An 18588-nucleotide genomic window follows, 5' to 3' on the forward strand; every position below is an offset into this window, starting at 1 on the left:
TCCACAAACACCTGTGCTGCCCGGGCGATTACAACGGATCGACAACGCGCACCCGATTACGGGTGGCGTCGCGCAGATGGTTTTTCAAGGCGTCCGCGCGATCCGCAGGGAGTTCCAGCGTCAGCAGCGCCCCGTTCTCGTCGAACGATTCCTGCAGTTTGGTCGCCAGATGCGGTGCAAGCGCGGCATGCACCGCACCCAGGTCGTCGAACAGACAGGCCAGCACCAGGTGCGTGGTGGCCACCAGCGCCTGCCGCGGGGCGGTGCGCAGGCATTCCGCCGCCGCACCGCCATAGGCCCGCACCAGCCCGCCCGCGCCCAGCTTGATGCCGCCGTACCAGCGGGTCACCACCACCATCACCAGGTCGAAACCCTGGCCATCGATGGCGGCCAGGATCGGTCGGCCCGCTGTGCCCGAGGGCTCGCCGTCATCGCTGGAGCGGTATTCGCCGCCGATCCGGTAGGCCCAGCAGTTATGCGTCGCGCCGGGATCGCCGACTTCTCGCAGGAAGGCGAGCGCGCCGTCGGCATCGTTGACGGGGGCGGCCTGTGCGAGGAAACGGCTGTGCTTCACCTCCAGCAACTGGGAGGCGCGAGCGGCAAGGGTGTCGCTCACGGTGTGCCGAGCAGCGGGCGCAGGTCGTCCGGGACGCGCTGGAACGGGTGTTCCTGCACGAACAGCTGCAGGCTGCGCAGCGCGTTGGCGTTGTCGCCCAGGTCGCGGCGCAGGCGGATGCGGTCGAGCCATTCGTCCGGGGGCAACCGTGTGTCAGCGTCGACCGGCACCTGCAGGTCTGTCCGCCGAAGGGCGGTGCGTGCGGCACTGGGCTGGACGCTGCCGGCACTGGCGGCCGGAGCGGGCGGGGGCGGTGGTGGTGCGGCAGCAGCAGCTGTAGCCGTAGCTGCGGGGGCTCCGTCCTGTGCACGGGGCTGACGTTCGCGCGTCCTCGCGCGACTGCCAGTCACGGAGATCGTGTCAAGGGTGCGGCTTTCATTCGCTGCCGCCTGTTTGCGCTCTTCTTCGTACCGGATGCGCTGTTCCGCTTGTTGCTGGGCCGCGGCTCGGTGTTGCGTCTGCGCGCCCGCGATGGCTTCCGGGACGTCCGTAGCCATGGCTGCCGGCGGCGCATACGCGTCCATTTCGGCCGGGAAGGCGTGGGGTGCGGCCGGTTGCTCGCGCGGCGGCGTCTCCTCGGCCGAAGGCAGGCCCGGAACAGCGGGAATCAGCGCAAGGGGGCTACGCTTCGGAACGGATTCCTGGCGCGCGGCCGCTTCCGCGTTCTTGCGTGCTGGGCCGGACGGTGTGGCGTCGCGTTCGATGGCGGCGGATGGTGAAGGAGACCGCATAGCCTTTGCCGGGGCGGCAGGTTCCGTCGCCACGATCGCGGGCGGAGGAGGGAGCGATTCGACGGCGGGCGCGGCCGCCGCCGCGGTGGCGACGTCGGCGTCCTCGCCGATCAGCTGGGCCGAGCGCTGCGCCTGTGCCGGGGCCTCGCTGGCCACCGGGATGCCATGGTTGGGGCGCAGCTGCCAGGCAATGCCGGCGGCCAGCAGTACCGATGCCGCCACCCCCATGCCGAGTGGCCAGCGACGGCGGGTTGGCGGCACAGCGCCGCCCCGCGACGGTGTTTCCTGCACGGCCGCCCGCGCGGCGCCCAGGATGCGCGCATCCAGGTCCGGCGACGGCGCACCGTGCGGTCCCAAGCGGGACAGCGACTGCGCCAGCGCGCGTTCTTCAGGCGTCAGGGGCTCGTGGGGCGTCTTCATGGGTTCAATCTCGTCCGTAACCGGTCCATCGCATAGCGCAGGCGCGATTTCACGGTTTCCCGGCCCACGCCGGTGATTTCGCCGATTTCCTCCAGGGTCAGTTCCTGCTCCAGCCGAAGCAGCACGACCTCGCGCTGCTCCTGCGGCAATTCGTCCATGGCCAGTTGCAGCTGCCGTCGCTGCTCGAACTCGGAGAGCTGGCGCTCCGGCGTGTCATGGTCCGGAACGCGTGCGGTCCGCTCGTCCGCGTCCACGGGCGCGGCGGGTCGGTGTTTCGATGCGCGCCAATGGTCGTTCAACCGATTGTGCGCGATCCGGTACAGCCACGTCCCGAATGCCGCCTCCGGTTTCCAACCCTGGCGCGCGCTGATCACGCGCTGCCAGGTGTCCTGGAAGAACTCGTCGGCCAGCGCCGGGTCGCGAAGGTGGCGCAACAGGAACCGGTACAACGGTCCGCGGTGGCGCGCGTAGAGCTGTTCGAAGGCTGACGCGTCGCCGGCGGCATAGGCCAGCATCAGGGTCTCGTCGGCGGGTTCTGCGAGGTCGTTCACCGACACCAGCGTAAGCCGTCCACGCACGCCCGTGAAGTCGGGGCGTGGTTGCGGCGCCGACACGTTCAGTAATCGACGCCCGTCGGGGATCGTGGTCGGGTGGGTCAAGGCGACAGGGGGAGCGGGTCGGGGCACACGTTTTCAAACGCGCGATGGCCCTTGAAGGGGTTGCCCTGGCCGTTTCCGTTCAGGGGGGCACAGGCGGTATGCTCGCCACGGGGGACTTCCAGACACCACGCACCGACTCGTTCGGGACAAGGGCATGCCTACGCCATCGATCAGCGCCGACAACCCGGCCAGCGCAGACGCCTCGCCGGCGGACCGGATTGCGTCGATCCTGCGTGGGCTGCTGCCGGCCGGTGCTGAACTGGCCATCAGCTGGCGCGACTGGGCGCTGGGCAACGACAGCGGTGCCACGCCGGGGGCATCCGGTGCCCTGAAGCGCCGCGCCGAGCATGCGCTGGCCGAAGCGCAGGTGGAGCACGATGGCCCCGCGCAGCGTACCTACGCGTGGGACAACGCCGATGGCACTGCGCGCGTTGCGCTGGCGCTGGCATTGCCGCACCCGCTGGCGGCGCCCGAGGAGGATGCGTGGCTGTCGCTGGCCCGCACGCTGCTGGTGACATCGCTGGATGCGGCGCGCGCGCAGGCACGCATCGTTTCGCTGGAAAAATCCAAGCGGCTGCAGCAGGCGCTCTACGAAATCGCCGACCTGGCCGGTGCCGACCTCGAGATGCCGGAGATGCTCCGCCGCATCCACGCGGTGGTGAACTCGCTGATGTATGCCGAGAACTGCTACATCGTGCTTTACGACGACCAGCGCCGCTCAGTCCGCTTCCTTTACTTCGCCGACCAGCGCGATCCCTATGTCGCCGAACCCGAGCGCGAATTCGGCGAGGAGGAAATGGCCAACAGCATGACCTTCGCGCTGCTGCGCCACGGCCAGCCGCTGCGCGGACCGTCGGCCGTCATCCGGCAGAAGCTGGGCGTGATGCGCGACCCCTCGCATGGCCCGGACAGCCTGGACTGGCTGGGCGTGCCGATGCGCCGGGACGACCGGGTCTGCGGCGCCATCGTCGTGCAGAGCTACGACGCGCCGGCGAGTTATGCCGACGAGGACCGCGCGCTGCTCGGCTATGTGGCGCAGCACATCCTGACCGCGCTGGACCGCAAGCACGCGCACGTGGAACTGGAACACCGCGTGGCGGTGCGCACGCACGAACTGCAGCGCGCCAACCGCGAGCTGCAGGCCGAGATCATGGAGCGCAAGCGCGCGGAGAAGCTGCAGCGCGCATTGTTCCGCATCACCGACCTGGCCATCACCTCGGAGAGCCTGGAGCGCTTCTACGCCGATGTGCACGTGGTGGTTGATGAATTGATCAATGCACGCAATTTCTACATCGCGCTCATTTCGGATGATGGCGAGCAACTGGCCTTTCCGTATTCGATCGACGAGCGCGACCCGATGCGCAAGTCGCGGCGCTTGACCAACGGGTTGACCGAGTACGTCATCGCCACCGGGCGGCCGCTGCTGGCCGATCGCGAGGTGATCGGCCAACTGGCGGAGCAGGGCAAGCTCTTGCAGCATGGACCACCCGCCTACAGCTGGCTCGGCGTGCCGCTGTTCCGCGGCGAAGACGTGGTCGGCACGGTGGTGGTGCAGAGCTACACCGAAGAAGTGAAGTTCACTTCGCACGACCAGAACCTGTTGACCTTCGTCGCGCACCATATCGGCAACGGCCTGGACCGGCAGCGCGCGCAGGAGCGCCTGCGCAGTGCGCATGGGGAACTGGAGCGCAGGGTCGACGAGCGCACGCGCGAGTTGGCCGAAGCGAACCACCAGTTGCGTGCGCAGATCGGCGAGCGCCTGCGCGCCGAACAGCAGCTGACGTACCAGGCGACGCACGACGCCCTCACCGGACTGCCCAATCGCCCACACCTGCTGGATCGGCTGTCGGCGGCCATCGAGCGCGCGCGCCATGGCGATGGCCAGGCCTTCGCGGTGCTGTTCCTCGATCTCGACCGGTTCAAGCTGGTCAACGACAGCATGGGGCACGCGGCCGGTGACGAACTGCTGGTGGAAGTCGCCCGACGCATCATCATGAGCGTGCGCGACGACGATGTGGTCTCGCGTTTGGGGGGTGACGAATTTGCGCTGCTGGTCGAGTACGCGGATGGAGTGGAGAACGTACGCGACTTTGCCCAGCGCCTGTTGGCGTTGCTGGGCCGGCCGATGTGGGTGGCGGGGCGCGAACTGTTTCCCTCCGCCAGCCTGGGCATCGCCGTCTGGCACCCGCGTTATCGGAATGGCGAGGAGTTGCTGCGCGACGCGGACGCTGCGATGTATCGCGCCAAGGAGCAGGGTCGCGACCGTTGCGCCATGTTCGACGAGGCCATGCGCGAAGCCGCGATGCAGAGCCTGGACCTGGAAGCGGACCTGCGGCGCGCGATCAACCACCGCGATTTCCTGCCGTTCTACCAGCCCATCCGCCGCATGGACGACGGGCGTGTGATCGGCCATGAAGCGCTGCTGCGCTGGCAGCACGAACGACGCGGCTTGTTGCTGCCGGCGGAGTTCATCGGGTTGGGGGAGGACAGCGGACTGATCGAGCAGGTCGATTGGCTGTTGTACGAGCAGGTGGTGCGGCAGATCGCGCGGGGCGTGGAGGGCTATATCTCGGTCAACGTGTCGCCACGGCATTTCCGTTCGCCCGATTTCGGCGATCGTCTGCTGGCGATGTTCGAAGCGCACGGCGCGGATCCCGCGCGGTTGCGGCTGGAGATCACCGAGGTCGCGTTGCTGGATGATGCACCACGCACATTGCGCATCCTGCGCACGCTGCGGCAGCACGGCATCCTGGCGCAACTCGATGACTTCGGCACGGGCTTCTCCGCGTTGTCGTACCTGCACCGCTTCCCGATCTCGGTGCTGAAGATCGACCGCAGCTTCGTCTCCGGACTGGGGAGCGAAGCGCGGCCGGAAAGCCTGGCGCTGGTGCGCGCCATCCTCGCGCTCGCCAGCACGCTGGGGATCGAGACGATCGCCGAGGGCGTGGAGACCGAGGAGCAGCGCCAGTCGCTGATCGAACTGGGTTGCCACCTGGGTCAGGGTTACCTGCTGGGACGGCCGGCTGCGCAGATGGACGTCGTGGTCGCTGACGTCGCGTGAGCATCCGCCTGCGAGCGGCTACTCACCGATATGGATGGACATGTTGTAGCTCGGTTGTCTCAACTGCCCTGAAGATCCCGGTTTCCGGTCGGTAGGCAACTCACGCCAATTCAGCCAGAAGTCCCCGGTGCACAGGCGTCGGAAGGGAATGCTGGTGGATTGTCCGGCAGCGATCTCGACATCGATGAGTCTTGAGAAATAGGCCGGCACTTCGCGCGTTATGATGGGGGTGTCGAAATCATCAGGTGCCGGGGCAGGAAGTTCGCGATCCATGTAGAAGCTCTTCATCGTCACGGTGATCGGGTACGACCTGTGGTTGACGACGGTGACGGCCGTCCCGCAGCTGTCCGCGAACGCCGTGCCTGGACTCGCAAGCACGACCCACAACATTATCTGGCCTATCCGCATGGCAGGGTGCTCCCAGCTGTTGTTTGGACGGGGCCGATCAAGAGGCCCCGCCCGGCGCGAGTCAATCTACGGCAATCGCCGGCGCATCCGCCTTCGCTCCGACCAGCCTATGCGCCTGGTCGACCATGCCGACGAACTCCGCCTTCAGGCCATGCGGATCTTGGCCCGTCGCGGCGCGCGCCGTGCGGGCGACGTCATTCCAGGTCCATCCGTCGATGCGCTGGCCACCGCGCAGCAGATCGGCATAGGCCGCCACGGCGCTGGCGAAACGGAAGGCATCGCTGGGTTGCGGGGTCAGCGAGCTGCGTGCGATCGGCGTCTCGATGAGCCGGCTGCTGTCCTGGCCCGGCAGCTTGTAGCGCAGGCGCACATGCGCGACTTCATTGGTGGAGGCACCGGCGGCGACCTGCTTGCCCCCGTAACGCAGCGCGGGCAGGCGCTCGGCACCGCTGTCGACCGGCGTGATCTCGTACAGGGCAGTGACTTCGTGGCCCGCGCCGATGTCGCCGGCATCCACCTTGTCGTTGGCGAAGTCCTCGTTGGCCAGCACGCGGTTCTCGTAGCCGACAAGCCGGTATTCGGACACGACGGCGGGATTGAACTCCACCTGGATCTTCACGTCGCGGGCGATGGTCAGCAGGGTGGATTGCATTTCATCCACCAGCACCTTGCGTCCTTCCTGCAGCGTGTCGATGTAGGCATGGTTGCCATCACCCACATCGGCCAGCTTCTCGGCCAGTGCGTCGTTGTAATTGCCAGTGCCGAAGCCCAGCGTCGTCAGCGCGATACCGGACGTGCGCTGGTCGGCGACCATGGTTTCCAACGCGTCCTGGCTGACCGTGCCGACATTGAAGTCGCCATCGGTCGCCAGGATCACGCGATTCACGCCTTCCTTGACGAATGCCTGCTTCGCCATCGCATAGGCCAGCCGGATACCGTCACCGCCGTTGGTGCTGCCGCCGGCCTGCAGGCGATCGAGCGCCGCCAGGATCTCGTCATGCCGGTTGCCGGGCGTCGGCGGCAGCACGAGGCCCGCAGAACCGGCGTACACGACGATGCTGACGCGATCCTGCGCACGCAGTTGCGGGACCAGCTGGGCGAAGGATTGTTTCAAGAGCGGCAGCTTGTCCGGCGACTCCATCGAGCCGGAGGTGTCCAGCAGGAACACCAGGTTGGCCGGCGGCAGCGTCGCCTTCGGCACGTCGTAGCCCTTGATGCCGACCATCAGCAACTGGCGTTTAGCATTCCAGGGGGCCGGCGCGAGTTCGGTGGTCACGTTGAAAGGACGACTGCGGTCCGTCGGTGCAGCGTGGCCGTAGCGGAAGTAGTTGATGAATTCCTCCGCGCGCACCGCATCGGCGGGCGGACGCTGCCCTTCGCGCAGCATGCGACGCACGTTGCTGTAGCTGCCCGTATCCACGTCCACCGAGAACGTGGAGACGGGTTCATCGAGCGTACGACGCACCGGGTTGTCGTCGCGCTCGGCGTACTTTTCCGTGTTGACCGGCGTGGCGGGCTGGGCGATGGGGGCGTGGGCGACACGATATTCCATCGCCATCACCGGAGCCGGCGGTGGAGGCGGTGCGTAGGCGTGCCCCGTGGGCATGAGGGCCTTGGCCTGCTCGCGGCGCAGGCGGTTGCCGGTCACGACGACGCTATCCAGCGCGGCCTGCTCAGTCCGTGCCGCATCCGCAGCCTGGTTGGCGAGGCGGGCGTCGGAGCCGGCCGCGGCCACCTCCGCTTCGGGCGAATGCTGCGCGGTGGGACTGGACTGGCAGGCGGCCAGCAGGGCGACGGACAGCAGGGTAACGGTCAGACGGTGCGACATGGCGTGACTCCGTGTGTGGGACAGGGAGTCGAACGCGCGGGATCGGTGAACGGGGTTGAGCGGGGTGGTACCTCAGGATCCGGACCCTGCACGGGGCCGGGTCGCGTCAGTCGATGGCGCCCACATCCATGCCGTCGTAGGCATCCAGCCCGTGCTCCTCGGCGAAGCGGTACAGCGCCTGGTTGCGCTCATGAAGGCTGTCGGGCGTGTGGACTTCGGTCTTCTCGACATGCAGCCACCACAGGTCCGGATCCTTGCGGTTGTCCTTGTCTTCCAGGTACAGCGCGATCACGCGATAACCGTGTTCTTGCAGCAGCGGCACGACCGCTTCCAGTGCGGGACGTGAGCCATGCGTGAAGAAATAGCCCCATACCAGCGGCTTGCGCAGGTCCCAGGGCGTCTCCTTGGCCATGTTGTCGAACATCTCGACCAGTTGTTCGTGGGTGATCATGTCGTGCTCCTGATGTGGCGCGCGCGACCGGACGGCCGCGCGATGAAGGGGGTGTCATGGAGTTTGATCCGATGGCCTGCCCGCGATTCCGCACCAAGGCTACGATTCGGCGCGCAGCTTCAAGCGGCCATCGCCGACCTGCGCATCGACGCGCTCGCCCGGCTGCACCTGCGCCACCGAGCGCACCAGCGTGCCGTCCTCCTTGGTCACCAGGGCGTAGCCGCGGGCAACGGTCGCGAGGGGGCTGACCGCCTCCAGCGAGCGCGCGAGTCCGCGCAGGCGCAGGGCGTCGCGTTGCAGCGTGCGCGCGACGGCGGCCTGCGGGCGGGGGGCAAGGGCCAGCAGCCGCACGCGCAGTTGTTCCAAGCGACGCTGGGGTGCATGGGCGCGCAGGACGGCGTCGGCATGGCGGAGTGCGGCCTGGCGACGTGCCAGTTGGTCGCGCCACAGCGCATGCAGGCGACGTGCGGCGTCTTCCTGGCGACGCCGAAGCATCTCCAGCCGTGCCTGGGGTCGCAGCGCATTGAGGCGCAGGGCGGCGCGGTCGACGCGTTGCATGGCGTTGCGCAGCCGATGCGCCTGGGTGGTGGCGAGCCGGCGCTGCAGTGCCTGCACGCGCGCCAGCAGGTCGCGCCGGTCAGGCACCAGCAGCTCCGCCGCGACCGAGGGCGTCGGCGCGCGCAGGTCGGCGGCGAAATCGGCGAGGGTGAAGTCGGTCTCGTGGCCGATCGCGGACACGACGGGTACCGGCGAGGCGGCGATGGCGCGCGCGAGGCGTTCATCGTTGAACGCCCAGAGGTCTTCCAGCGATCCTCCGCCACGGGCGACCAGCAGCACGTCGTAACGGCCGCTGCGCGCGGCGCGCTGCAGCATGTCGACGATCTGTGCGGCCGCCGATTCGCCTTGCACCTGCACAGGCAGCACGTCCACGTCCAGCAACGGGAAGCGGCGCTGCAGCACGCTCAGGACATCGCGCACGGCCGCGCCGGTGGGCGAAGTGAGTACGGCGAGCCGTCGCACGTGCGCGGGCAGGGGGCGCTTGCGGGCGTCGTCGAACAGGCCCTCCGCGGTGAGTTTCGCCTTCAGTTCTTCGAACGCGCGCCGCAGTGCGCCTTCGCCAGCCTCCTCCAGGCTGTCGATCACCAACTGGTAGTCACCGCGCGCTTCGTACAGCGTCAGGCGGCCGCGCGCCAGTACACGCAGGCCCTCGCGCGGTGCGAATTTCAGCCACTGGCTCTTCGGCTTGAACATGGCGCAGCGCACCTGCGCGCGCGCGTCCTTCAGGGTGAAGTAAAGATGGCCGGAGGCAGGGCGGGTGACGTTGCCCAGTTCTCCTTCCACCCACACCAGCGGGAACGCGCCTTCCAGCAGGTCGCGCGCCAGCGTGTTGAGCTGGGTGGGCGTGAGGATGTCGCGGGCGGTGTCGGTCATGCGACAAGGATAAACGCTGGTCGCCATCGACGCTGCGGTCTGCCTGCGTCAGCCGGTCGCAGCCGGGTGGAGGGATTCCATGATGGAATGAGGCGGCCCCGTCGCCTGGAACCTCCCGCATGGCCAGTTTCTGCTACTCCTGCACTGACATCTGGCGTCGAGCCATCCTGCTGGCCGCGGCGGGTCTCATCGCCGCATGCGCAGCGGAGGGCGACACGGAGAAGACGACGCAGGCCGGTGTGGTTCCTGTCGTCGAGGCCTGGCAGCCGCCTGCCCCCGCAGGCGCCGCGCAGCCGGACCTCGTGGCGACTCCCGACGGTGCATTGCTGCTGAGCTGGGTGGAGCCGATGGGCGAGGCGGGCCACCGCCTGCGCTTCAGCCGGCGTCCCGCGCCATCCGGGGACTGGGAGGCACCGCACACGATTGCCGAAGGCAGGAAGTGGTTCGTCAACTGGGCCGATACACCGCATGTCTATGCCCTGGCGGACGGCTCGCTGTGGGCGCACTGGCTGCGCAGCACGGGTCCCTCGCGCATGGACTACGGCATCGACCTGGTCCGTTCCGGCGACGGCGGCGCGACGTGGAGTGCACCGCAGCTGGTGCATCCGTCCGGCACGCCGGGAGACCATGGCTTCGTGACGTTCTGGCCGCAGGCGCACGACCGGCTCGGCATTGCCTGGCTGGACAGTCGGCAGAAAGCCATCGATGGCGTGCATGCGCACCACGATGACGGTCACCATAGCGGCGGCGCCCCGATGATGCTGCGCGCCGCGCTCTACGGCGCAGAGACGAAGCAGGGCGGAGAGTGGCCATTGGACACGTCGACCTGCGATTGCTGTACCACGTCGTCCGCCGTGACGGATCGTGGCGTGGTGGTCGTCTACCGCGGGCGGAGTGACGGCGAGATCCGCGACACGCGCATCGTGCGCTTCGATGGCGAGCGTTGGACACCGCCGCGCGATGTGCATGCGGATGGCTGGCAGATCGCCGGATGCCCGGTCAACGGGCCGGTGACGGTGGCCGACGGTGCCGTGGTGTGGGTCGCCTGGTACACGGAAGCGGACGGTCTGCCGGAGCTTCGCGCCGCACGTTCCGACGATGCGGGTGATACGTTCGGTCCGCCGGTGACGCTGGCGAAGGGTGAGCAGGTGCTGGGTCGCCTGGGTCTGGCGTTCGGCGACGGCCACCTGCTGGTGAGCTGGCTGGAACAGTCGCCGGATGAGCGCCAGATGTTGATCCTCGGGCGCTACGACGGCGCGTGGCATCCGCTGCAGCGGGTCGAGGTCGCTACCTTGTCCGCGCGCGGGCGCGCCAGTGGGATTCCCCGATTGCAGTGGAGCGGCGATGCCGCGTGGCTTGCGTGGACCGATGTGGCCGGCGAAACGCCGCGCCTGAGCGGCGCACGCGTGGTGTTTCGCTGATGCGCAGGGATGCGACATTCCGTCGCACCTGACCCCTCCGCGCCGCTGCGACTAGAATGTCAGCCGTGATCCGATCGCACGCCTTCCTCCGACCGATGCTGCAGCTGGCCCTGTTGGCGGCGCTGCTGATGGCGTTCGCGCCGTCGGTCACGCGTTGGGTGGCCAGCGCCGGCACGCAGGTGCTGACCGGCTGGACCGAGCTGTGCACCACCGATGGCATCAAGTGGGTCGACACCCGCGCGGAATCTCCGGTCGAAAAATCGCCATCGCCTGCCGGCATGCCGATGGGCGCCGATTGCGCGTATTGCACGTTGGCCGCTGCGCTGCCGTTGCTGCTGCTCTGCATCGCGTTGCTGTTCCCGCGTCTCTCCGGGCACGTCATCACACGCGCTGTAGCGCTTCCACACGCCAGGCGGCTGCGCCTGCGGGGTCTTGGCGGGCAAGGGCCGCCCATCCTGCTCTGAACCACAAGACCTTCCGTTGATCGTGCGGCCCGCGCGCCGTGTCCTTGTGCTTTGGAGTTCCCATGTCCCTGTTTGTCTGCGTGGCGCCGCGTGCGTCATGCCTGTCCGTGGCCGTCGCCGCGGCTCTCTCGCTTTCCTTTTCCGCCCATGCGGCAGACAGCGTCGCGCCGCCCGATGGTTCCCGCGCCACCCAGCTCGATACGATCGAAGTCAAAGGCCACAAGGCCGACCTCGAACAGGCGGCCGGCACCGGCACGCGGCTTTCACTCAGCGTCATGGAAACGCCGGCGTCCGTCACGGTGATCGACCGCGGCACGCTGGACGCCCGTGGCGTGCGTACCACGCAGGAAGCCCTGGCCGGTATCCCGGGCTTGACCGTGGCTTCGCCGCCCGGTAACGGCAATGCGGTGACCTACCGTGGTTTTTCCGGCAGCCAGATCACCCAGCTGTTCAACGGCATCGACGTGCAGTACGCCAGCATCGCCGCGCGACCGGTCGATGCGTGGCAGTACGAGCGGGTGGAAGCCATCGGCGGTCCGTCGAGTTTCCTGTACGGTGCCGGTGCGGTCGGCGGCACGATCAACTACGTCACGCGGCTGGCGCGGCTGGATCGCGACGAAGCCGCGGTGCAGGCGTCGTGGGGCTCATTCCGCGACGGCACGCTGGCAATGGGCGCCAATCTTCGCATCGACGGCGAGGCTGCACGCCAGGCGATCCGGATCGACGCCAGCACGCGCGATGCCGAGAGCTGGATCGATGGCCAGGAACGCGAGGCGTCGACGCTGGCCGCATCGTGGCTGGTGCAATGGGCGCCCACGCTTCGCCACACGCTGGCCGTCGAATACCAGCAGGAAGACAGCCATCGTCCCTACTGGGGCACGCCCGTGCGCCAGCCGGCGACCGGCCGTCTGTCGGTGCTGCCGCAGACCATCGGTCACAACTACAACGTAGCGGATGGCTACTACGGGCAGGACGTACGATGGGCGCGCTCGCTGCTGGAGTGGACGCCGGGCGAGCACGACACCGTGCGCAACACGGTCTACCACTACGACGCCCTGCGCGATTACCGCAACGTCGAGAGCTATCGCCTGACGGTCGACAACGATGGCGTCATCCGCTCCGGCACGCTGCTGCAACGGCACGACCAGCAGGTCTACGGCAACCGGCTGGAGTGGAGCCACGATGGCATGCTGTTGGGCCTGCCGACGCAATGGGCGACGGGTCTGGATGTCAGCTACAACCGGCAGACGCGCTTTCCGTTGTCGCTGTCGGCCACGGTGGACACCGTGCCGCTCGACGCCGTGACGCCGGGACACTTCCTCGACGTGCCCGGCACCTCGATCGTCTACACGCCCGACCGCACCAACCGGCTGCACACGCAGGCGCTGTACCTGGAGAACCTGACCGAGCTGACGCCTTCGCTGTCGCTGCTGACCGGACTGCGCCGCGACCGCATCGTGCTGGATGTAGTGAACCACCGCGCGGTCACCGCCACCAATCCCGCGCGCTTCGAGCGCGAGTACACGCCCACCACGGGACGTGTCGCGCTGAACTGGGCCATCGCGCCGCAGGCGAGCGTGTATGCGCAGTACAGCACCGCGGCCGATCCGCCTGCGGGCATCCTCAGCACCGCCAACTTCGCCACGCTGCGCGATTTCGATCTGACCACGGGACGGCAGGGCGAGATTGGCGCGAAGCTCCAGTCACGCGACGCGCGCCATTTCGCCACGCTGGCCGCGTATCGCATCGTACGGCGGAACCTCGCCATCACCGATCCCGCCAATCCGGGGCAGACGCTGCCGGTGGGCCAGCAGTCCTCGCGGGGCATCGAAGCGACGTTCGGCTGGCGACCGCTGGAGGCGCTGAAGGTCGAGGGCAACCTGGCCTGGGTGGATGCCACGCTCGATGATTTCTACGAAAACGTCGGCGGCGTGCCGGTGTCGCGCGCCGGCAATCGCCCCACCAACACGCCCTCGCGCGTGGGCAACCTGTGGGTGGACTACGCGTTCGGCCCGCGCTGGTCGGCGGGCCTGGATGTCCGCGGCGTCTCATCGCGCTACGCCAACGCCGCCAACACGCTGTGGACCGCCGGTTATGCCACCTGGGGCGCGCACCTGGGCTTCAAGTGGAACGCCAGCACGGAGCTGACCATTCGTGGCCGCAACCTCGGCGACCGCACCCACGTGGTGTACGCGCTGGGCAGCACGATGGCCTACCTTGGCGATCCGCGCAGCTGGGACGTCGTGCTGCGCAAGACCTTTTGAGTGCGGCGACCAGGAGATTCCCATGAGCACGATCTTCTTCCTCGGTGTTGGCAGCTGGCTGATCGCGTGGGCATCCGCGCTCGGCCTTCAGTGGCTCGCACGGGCGGCCGTGGCCGCACGTCCGCTGACGTTGTTCGACACCCCTTCATCCGCATCCGATATGGAGACGACGACATGAAACTTCCTCTTGCCAGCCTGCTGGCCCTGCTGCTGGCGGCATGCCAGCCCACGCCGCAAGGTGCTGCCGGTGACGGCGGACATGCCAGCGGCATCTCCGTGGCGTCACCCTGGTTGCGCGAGACGCCGCCCGGTGCGCCTGTCGTGGGCGGCTTCCTCACCTTGCAGAATCCATCGTCGGGCGACGACAGGCTGCTGGCGGTCGAAAGTGCATTGGCGCAGCGGATAGAGATCCACGCGATGCGGGACGAGGGTGGCGTGGCCCGCATGCGCGAACTGGCCGACGGCCTGCCGCTGCCTGGCGGTGCCACGGTCGAACTGCAGCCGGGCGGTCACCACCTGATGTTCATCCAGCCGCAGCGTCCGCTGCAGGCGGGCGAACACGTGGAAGCCACGTTGGTCTTCGAACGTGCCGGACGCGTACCCGTCACGTTCGAGGTCCGGCCGCTCAGTGCGTCGGGCGCATCGCCGCATCACTGACGTGCGCGACCTGCGCGCGCTGGACCTGGAACCGATCGCGTCGTCGCTGCTGGTTCCCCGCCAGGGACCGGCGCGATCGGTCGCGGCCAAGGGCAAGGGCGATGGCGCGAAAGGCGGGGGACGCCAGGGTGGTGGCGGTGGTGCGCGCGGCGCAGGCGTGGGCGTCGGGGCGACGGTCGATCCGGACCGCGAGCCGTCACGCTGACGGCTACTCGTCGATCCAGCGCCGTTCGGGCCCCGGTCGTTTGGCCAGCTTGCGCTGCAGCGATCGCCGGTGCATGCCCAGCAGGCGTGCGGCGGCGGAGATGTTGCCTTCGGTTTCGGCGAGCGCCTGCTGGATGTGTTCCCACTCCAGCCGGCTGAGCGGGGTCATGGTGTCGTCGGTGGCGCTGGTGTCTTCCGCAGCGGCGGGCGCTTCCAGCCCAAGCGCACGCAGGATGGTCGGCACCGTCGCCGGTTTCGGCAGGTAATCGTCCGCGCCGCGCTTGATCGACTCCACGGCGGTGGCGACGCTGGCGTAACCGGTTACCAGCAGGATCTGCATGTCGGCGCGCAGCGCACGCAATGGCTCGATCAGGGCCAGGCCGGAATCGCTGCCGAGCTTCAAGTCGACCAGGGCGAAGTCGGGCTGGTACTCGCGTGCCCGCGCAATCGCGCTGGCGGCATCCAGCGCGATTTCGGTCTCGATGCCCTTGCGCGCCAGGCTGCGCTGCAGTGTGCGCGCATACAGTTCGTCGTCGTCGACTAGCAGGCCTTTCATCGGATGTTTCTCGTCAAGGAGTTTCGTCATGGGCCGCCACCGGCAGGCGGAACTGCACCTGCACGCCCTTCGGCGGCACGGCGCGCATGGTCATGCGCCCACCCAGCCGTTCGATGGTGGCATGCGACAGGGCCAGGCCCACGCCCATGCCTTCGGGCTTGCTGGTGCGGAAAAGCTGTTCGGACTGGAACGGCAGAGCCTCGTGGAAGCCATTGCCGTAATCGCGCACGGTGCCCACCAGTTCGTTGCCCTCGCAGCGCAGGTCCAGGTCCACGCGCTGCGAGCCCGCCTGGCGGCTGGCGTCGGCGGCATTGTTCAGCAGCGCCTGCAGCAGGTGGCCGGTGGAGGCGTCGGTCGCCAGCCATGGCGGCAGCGCGCCGGTGCGCTGCAGTTCCACCGTGGGGCGGACCAGTTGCCAGCGCTGCGCGACCTCGTCCAGGTCGACGCGCTGGCGCACGCCCATGTCGGCCGACGCGGCGAGCGCGCGCACGCGGTCGCGGCACAGGTCGATCAGTTGGCGCATGGTACCGGCGTCCTCGCGGATGTCGGGTTCGCTCGCATGCTCGCGGATGTCCTCGGTCAGCAACGTCATCGTCGCCAGCGGGGTATTGAGTTCGTGCGCGACCGCTGCCGCGTGCGTAGCCAGCGCCACGATGCCCTCGTTGCGCGCAAAGCGCTCGCGCAGACGGGCCAGTTCCTGTTCGCGCAAGCGCAGCGCGGCCACCAACCGCGTGGAGAAGTACAGCACCACGCCGGCCGACAGCACGAAGTTCACCGCCATGCCCCACAGATGCACGTTGAAGCTGTTGCCATGCAGGTGCGGCAAGGGGCGTCCGAACACCGCCGTCAGAATGTAGCCGAGCAGGCAGGCCACCCCGGTGGCCAGTACCCAGCGCAACGGCAGGGCCAGGGCGGAGACGGCGATCAGAAGCAGGAACATCGAGCTGAACGGGTTGCCGATGCCGCCGCTCCAGGCGACGAGCCAGGACAGCACCGCCACGTCCACCAGCATGTGGGCGAAAGCCTCGGCCGGCGCCTCCTCTCCGGGGCGATGGCTGCGCCACGTGGCGTAGACGTTGAACAGCGCAAGCGCGCCGATACCGCCCCACAACGGCCAGCGGGGCAGGGCGATGCCGAGCGGGCCCAGCGCCACCAGTACCGTCACCGCCTGGCCCACGATGGCCACCCAGCGCAGGTTGCACAGCGTGCGCAGGAACGACGGCGTGGTGATGAAGAGGGTATTGGGCATGGCGACATGCTAGTGCAAGCGAGTCCGGGCGGCCTGCGGCATCGCGTCGCAGGCGGGACGGGCGCCCACGCTACAATGCCCGCATGCACGACGCCGTCACCCGCCCCACGCCCCCCACCGACGCCGCGCCCTGGCCGCGCCGCATCACCCAGGCTGTCCAGATCGGCAACGCCGTCGTCGGCGGCGGCCGCCCGGTGGTGGTGCAGTCGATGACCAATACCGACACCGCCGACATCGCCGGCAGCGTGAAGCAGGTGGCCGAACTCTGGCGCGCCGGCTCGGAGATGGTCCGGCTGACCGTCAACAATCCCGAGTCCGCCGCCGCCATCCCACGCATCCGCGACAAGCTTGAGATGATGGGCGTGTCGGTGCCGCTGATCGGCGACTTCCACTACAACGGCCATCAGCTGCTGGCGGGCGAACCGGCCTGTGCCGAGGCGCTGGCCAAGTACCGCATCAATCCGGGCAACGTCGGGTTCGGCAAGAAGCGCGACACCCAGTTCGCGCAGCTGATCGAATTCGCCATCCGCTACGGCAAGCCGGTGCGCATCGGTGCGAACTGGGGCTCGCTGGACCAGGCGCTGGCCGCACAGCTGATGGACGAGAACCACACGCGCGAGACGCCATGGGATGCCGGCCGCGTGCTGCGCGAGGCGCTGATCCGCTCGGCGGTGGATTCGGCCGAACGTGCCGTCGAGATCGGCCTGCCGCGCGACCGCATCGTGCTGTCGGCCAAGGTCAGCGGCGTGCAGGAATTGATCGCCGTCTACCGCGACATGGCCAGCCGTACCGACTTCGCCCTGCACCTGGGCCTGACCGAGGCCGGCATCGGCAGCAAGGGCATCGTCGCCTCGAGCGCCGCGCTGGCGGTGTTACTGCAGGAAGGCATCGGCGACACCATCCGCATCTCGCTGACGCCGGAACCCGGGCAGTCCCGCACGCAGGAAGTCATCGTGGCGCAGGAACTGCTGCAGACCACCGGCCTGCGTGCGTTCACGCCGATGGTCACCGCGTGCCCCGGCTGCGGCCGCACCACCTCCGAATTCTTCCAGGAACTGGCCAAGGTCGTGCAGGAGCACGTGCGCGGCAAGATGCCGGAATGGAAGGTCACCCATCCCGGCGCCGAGAACATGACGCTGGCGGTGATGGGCTGCGTGGTGAACGGGCCGGGTGAGTCGCGCCACGCCAACATCGGCATCTCGCTGCCGGGTACGGGCGAAGCACCGGCGGCGCCGGTTTTCGTCGATGGCGAGAAGAAGATCACCCTGCGCGGCGAGAACATCGCGCACGAGTTCGTCGCCCTGATCGACGACTATGTCGAGGCCAAGTACGCGCGTGCTGCCGGCTGACACGCTGGCGAACGGCCGGCGCTTCATCGCCGGCCTGTTCCGCGAACACGGCGGGCGCCTGGTCCTGCTGTTCCTCTGCCTGCTGGCGCCGTTGTGGCTGTTCGTCGAACTGGCCGACGAAGTGCACGAGCTCGAGGCCTTCTACTTCGATGATCCGCTGCTGTGGCGTGCGCACGCGCTGGCCGGCCCTGCGCTGGACCGGTTCTTCGTCCTGATGTCGGCGATCGGTTACCAATGGGGCGTTGTGCCCGTCGATATCGCGCTGACCATGGCCCTACTGATCGCAAGGCGCTGGCGCGAGGCCACCTTCGCGGGGGTGTCTTTCGCCGGCTCGGCCCTGCTGAACCTGGCCACCAAGCAGTTCTTCCAGCGTGACCGTCCCAGCCTGTGGGAGCCCATCGCGCCGGAGCACACCTTCAGCTTCCCCAGCGGCCACGCGATGGGGTCGGCGACGCTGGCGATGGCGGTCGTGCTGCTGTGCTGGCATACCCGTTTCCGCTGGCTGGTGGCCGGGCTGGCCGTGCTGTTCACGCTGACCGTCGGCGCCTCACGCATCTACCTGGGCGTGCATTATCCGTCCGACATCCTCGGCGGCTGGGCTGCAGGCATCGCCTGGGTCTCGGGCGTTTACCTGGTGCTGTACCGCATCCGCGAGCGGCCGTGGCAGGTGCGGTGATTGCGCCGCACTTCATGTAGGAGCGACGTAAGTCGCGACTGCAGCAGCGACAAGCCCCGGTCCTCAGACGAAAGACCAGGGTGGTTCCGACGCTACGAAATGCACGGCATGGATCATGACGCTGACGGTGTGCGGTCGCGACT

Annotated in this window: 18 protein-coding genes; 9 read left to right on the forward strand and 9 right to left on the reverse strand. The window is 68.3% G+C overall.

What is annotated here, in order from left to right; genetic code table 11:
• Positions 1–28 precede the first annotated feature (28 nt).
• Genes FB548_RS12350 through FB548_RS12355 form a run of 3 tightly spaced genes read right to left on the reverse strand, consistent with a single transcriptional unit; the run spans position 29 to position 2318 of the window.
• A complete protein-coding gene (locus FB548_RS12350) occupies positions 29–616 on the reverse strand; it encodes a YigZ family protein (protein ID WP_255470538.1) in 588 nt (195 codons plus the stop codon).
• Positions 613–1767, reverse strand: coding sequence for a hypothetical protein (locus tag FB548_RS19015; RefSeq protein WP_255470540.1), 1155 nt, complete (start codon positions 1765–1767; stop codon positions 613–615). Before FB548_RS19015 ends, FB548_RS12350 begins: the two co-directional genes overlap by 4 nt.
• Positions 1764–2318 (reverse strand): RNA polymerase sigma factor, encoded by a 555-nt coding sequence (locus tag FB548_RS12355; RefSeq protein WP_142125458.1) that lies wholly within the window; start codon positions 2316–2318, stop codon positions 1764–1766. The genes FB548_RS19015 and FB548_RS12355 overlap by 4 nt, the downstream gene beginning before the upstream one ends.
• 262 nt (positions 2319–2580) lie before the next feature.
• Between FB548_RS12355 and FB548_RS12360 the strand changes: the two genes are divergently transcribed.
• Entirely contained in the window at positions 2581–5487 is a 2907-nt protein-coding gene (locus FB548_RS12360) for an EAL domain-containing protein (RefSeq protein ID WP_142125097.1), read from the forward strand.
• Positions 5488–5505: 18 nt separating this feature from the next.
• On the opposite strand, the gene FB548_RS12365 is transcribed toward FB548_RS12360, so the two are convergent.
• From FB548_RS12365 to xseA, 4 genes are all read right to left on the reverse strand, one after another.
• Positions 5506–5877, reverse strand: a complete 372-nt coding sequence (locus FB548_RS12365; protein WP_221625954.1) for a hypothetical protein — start codon at positions 5875–5877, stop codon at positions 5506–5508.
• 79 nt (positions 5878–5956) lie between these two features.
• Positions 5957–7723: a VWA domain-containing protein gene (locus FB548_RS12370; protein WP_142125099.1), complete on the reverse strand. Its 1767-nt coding sequence runs from the start codon at positions 7721–7723 to the stop codon at positions 5957–5959.
• 106 nt (positions 7724–7829) lie between these two features.
• Positions 7830–8174 carry a ribonuclease E inhibitor RraB gene (locus tag FB548_RS12375; RefSeq protein WP_142125100.1) on the reverse strand — a complete coding sequence of 115 codons (345 nt, stop codon included), beginning with the start codon at positions 8172–8174 and terminating at the stop codon, positions 7830–7832.
• Between the two features lie 99 nt (positions 8175–8273).
• Positions 8274–9605 carry an exodeoxyribonuclease VII large subunit gene (gene xseA / locus FB548_RS12380; RefSeq protein ID WP_142125101.1) on the reverse strand — a complete coding sequence of 444 codons (1332 nt, stop codon included), beginning with the start codon at positions 9603–9605 and terminating at the stop codon, positions 8274–8276.
• 119 nt (positions 9606–9724) lie between these two features.
• On the opposite strand from xseA, the gene FB548_RS12385 reads away from it, so the two are divergent.
• The 6 genes from FB548_RS12385 (at position 9725) to FB548_RS12405 (ending at position 14616) form a co-directional block, all read left to right on the forward strand.
• On the forward strand, positions 9725–11026 hold the full coding sequence (locus FB548_RS12385) for a sialidase family protein (RefSeq protein WP_142125102.1): 1302 nt from the start codon (positions 9725–9727) through the stop codon (positions 11024–11026).
• A gap of 65 nt (positions 11027–11091) precedes the next feature.
• Positions 11092–11490 (forward strand): DUF2946 family protein, encoded by a 399-nt coding sequence (locus tag FB548_RS12390; protein ID WP_185742099.1) that lies wholly within the window; start codon positions 11092–11094, stop codon positions 11488–11490.
• Between the two features lie 62 nt (positions 11491–11552).
• Complete coding sequence (locus FB548_RS12395; protein ID WP_142125104.1) at positions 11553–13754, forward strand: TonB-dependent receptor; 2202 nt, start codon at positions 11553–11555, stop codon at positions 13752–13754.
• A 22-nt stretch (positions 13755–13776) separates the two neighbouring features.
• On the forward strand, positions 13777–13932 hold the full coding sequence (locus FB548_RS18800) for a hypothetical protein (protein ID WP_185742100.1): 156 nt from the start codon (positions 13777–13779) through the stop codon (positions 13930–13932).
• On the forward strand, positions 13929–14411 hold the full coding sequence (locus FB548_RS12400; RefSeq protein ID WP_142125105.1) for a copper chaperone PCu(A)C: 483 nt from the start codon (positions 13929–13931) through the stop codon (positions 14409–14411). Before FB548_RS18800 ends, FB548_RS12400 begins: the two co-directional genes overlap by 4 nt.
• Positions 14383–14616, forward strand: a complete 234-nt coding sequence (locus FB548_RS12405) for a hypothetical protein (RefSeq protein ID WP_221625955.1) — start codon at positions 14383–14385, stop codon at positions 14614–14616. The genes FB548_RS12400 and FB548_RS12405 overlap by 29 nt, the downstream gene beginning before the upstream one ends.
• Before the next feature lie 3 nt (positions 14617–14619).
• Here FB548_RS12405 and FB548_RS12410 read toward each other — a convergent pair whose 3' ends face one another.
• Both FB548_RS12410 and FB548_RS12415 read right to left on the reverse strand, forming a co-directional pair.
• A complete protein-coding gene (locus FB548_RS12410) occupies positions 14620–15201 on the reverse strand; it encodes a response regulator transcription factor (RefSeq protein ID WP_142125107.1) in 582 nt (193 codons plus the stop codon).
• A complete protein-coding gene (locus FB548_RS12415) occupies positions 15185–16420 on the reverse strand; it encodes an ATP-binding protein (protein WP_142125108.1) in 1236 nt (411 codons plus the stop codon). The genes FB548_RS12410 and FB548_RS12415 overlap by 17 nt, the downstream gene beginning before the upstream one ends.
• An 83-nt stretch (positions 16421–16503) precedes the next feature.
• Here FB548_RS12415 and ispG point away from each other — a divergent pair, with 83 nt between their 5' ends.
• Positions 16504–17769: a flavodoxin-dependent (E)-4-hydroxy-3-methylbut-2-enyl-diphosphate synthase gene (gene ispG / locus FB548_RS12420; protein WP_142125109.1), complete on the forward strand. Its 1266-nt coding sequence runs from the start codon at positions 16504–16506 to the stop codon at positions 17767–17769.
• A gap of 4 nt (positions 17770–17773) precedes the next feature.
• Complete coding sequence (locus FB548_RS12425) at positions 17774–18445, forward strand: phosphatase PAP2 family protein (protein ID WP_255470567.1); 672 nt, start codon at positions 17774–17776, stop codon at positions 18443–18445.
• Positions 18446–18588 lie beyond the last annotated feature (143 nt).

Origin of the sequence: Pseudoxanthomonas sp. 3HH-4, from assembly GCF_006716465.1 — a bacterium.
Taxonomy (GTDB): Bacteria; Pseudomonadota; Gammaproteobacteria; order Xanthomonadales; family Xanthomonadaceae; genus Pseudoxanthomonas_A.

Coding starts and splice junctions, on each gene's coding strand:
- xseA (WP_142125101.1), bottom strand. CDS start 9,605: ATGACCGACACCGCCCGCGACATCCTCACGCCCACCCAGCTCAACACG.
- FB548_RS12385 (WP_142125102.1), top strand. CDS start 9,725: ATGGCCAGTTTCTGCTACTCCTGCACTGACATCTGGCGTCGAGCCATC.
- FB548_RS18800 (WP_185742100.1), top strand. CDS start 13,777: ATGAGCACGATCTTCTTCCTCGGTGTTGGCAGCTGGCTGATCGCGTGG.
- FB548_RS12395 (WP_142125104.1), top strand. CDS start 11,553: ATGTCCCTGTTTGTCTGCGTGGCGCCGCGTGCGTCATGCCTGTCCGTG.
- ispG (WP_142125109.1), top strand. CDS start 16,504: ATGCACGACGCCGTCACCCGCCCCACGCCCCCCACCGACGCCGCGCCC.
- FB548_RS12400 (WP_142125105.1), top strand. CDS start 13,929: ATGAAACTTCCTCTTGCCAGCCTGCTGGCCCTGCTGCTGGCGGCATGC.
- FB548_RS19015 (WP_255470540.1), bottom strand. CDS start 1,767: ATGAAGACGCCCCACGAGCCCCTGACGCCTGAAGAACGCGCGCTGGCG.
- FB548_RS12360 (WP_142125097.1), top strand. CDS start 2,581: ATGCCTACGCCATCGATCAGCGCCGACAACCCGGCCAGCGCAGACGCC.
- FB548_RS12365 (WP_221625954.1), bottom strand. CDS start 5,877: ATGTTGTGGGTCGTGCTTGCGAGTCCAGGCACGGCGTTCGCGGACAGC.
- FB548_RS12370 (WP_142125099.1), bottom strand. CDS start 7,723: ATGTCGCACCGTCTGACCGTTACCCTGCTGTCCGTCGCCCTGCTGGCC.
- FB548_RS12375 (WP_142125100.1), bottom strand. CDS start 8,174: ATGATCACCCACGAACAACTGGTCGAGATGTTCGACAACATGGCCAAG.
- FB548_RS12415 (WP_142125108.1), bottom strand. CDS start 16,420: ATGCCCAATACCCTCTTCATCACCACGCCGTCGTTCCTGCGCACGCTG.
- FB548_RS12410 (WP_142125107.1), bottom strand. CDS start 15,201: ATGACGAAACTCCTTGACGAGAAACATCCGATGAAAGGCCTGCTAGTC.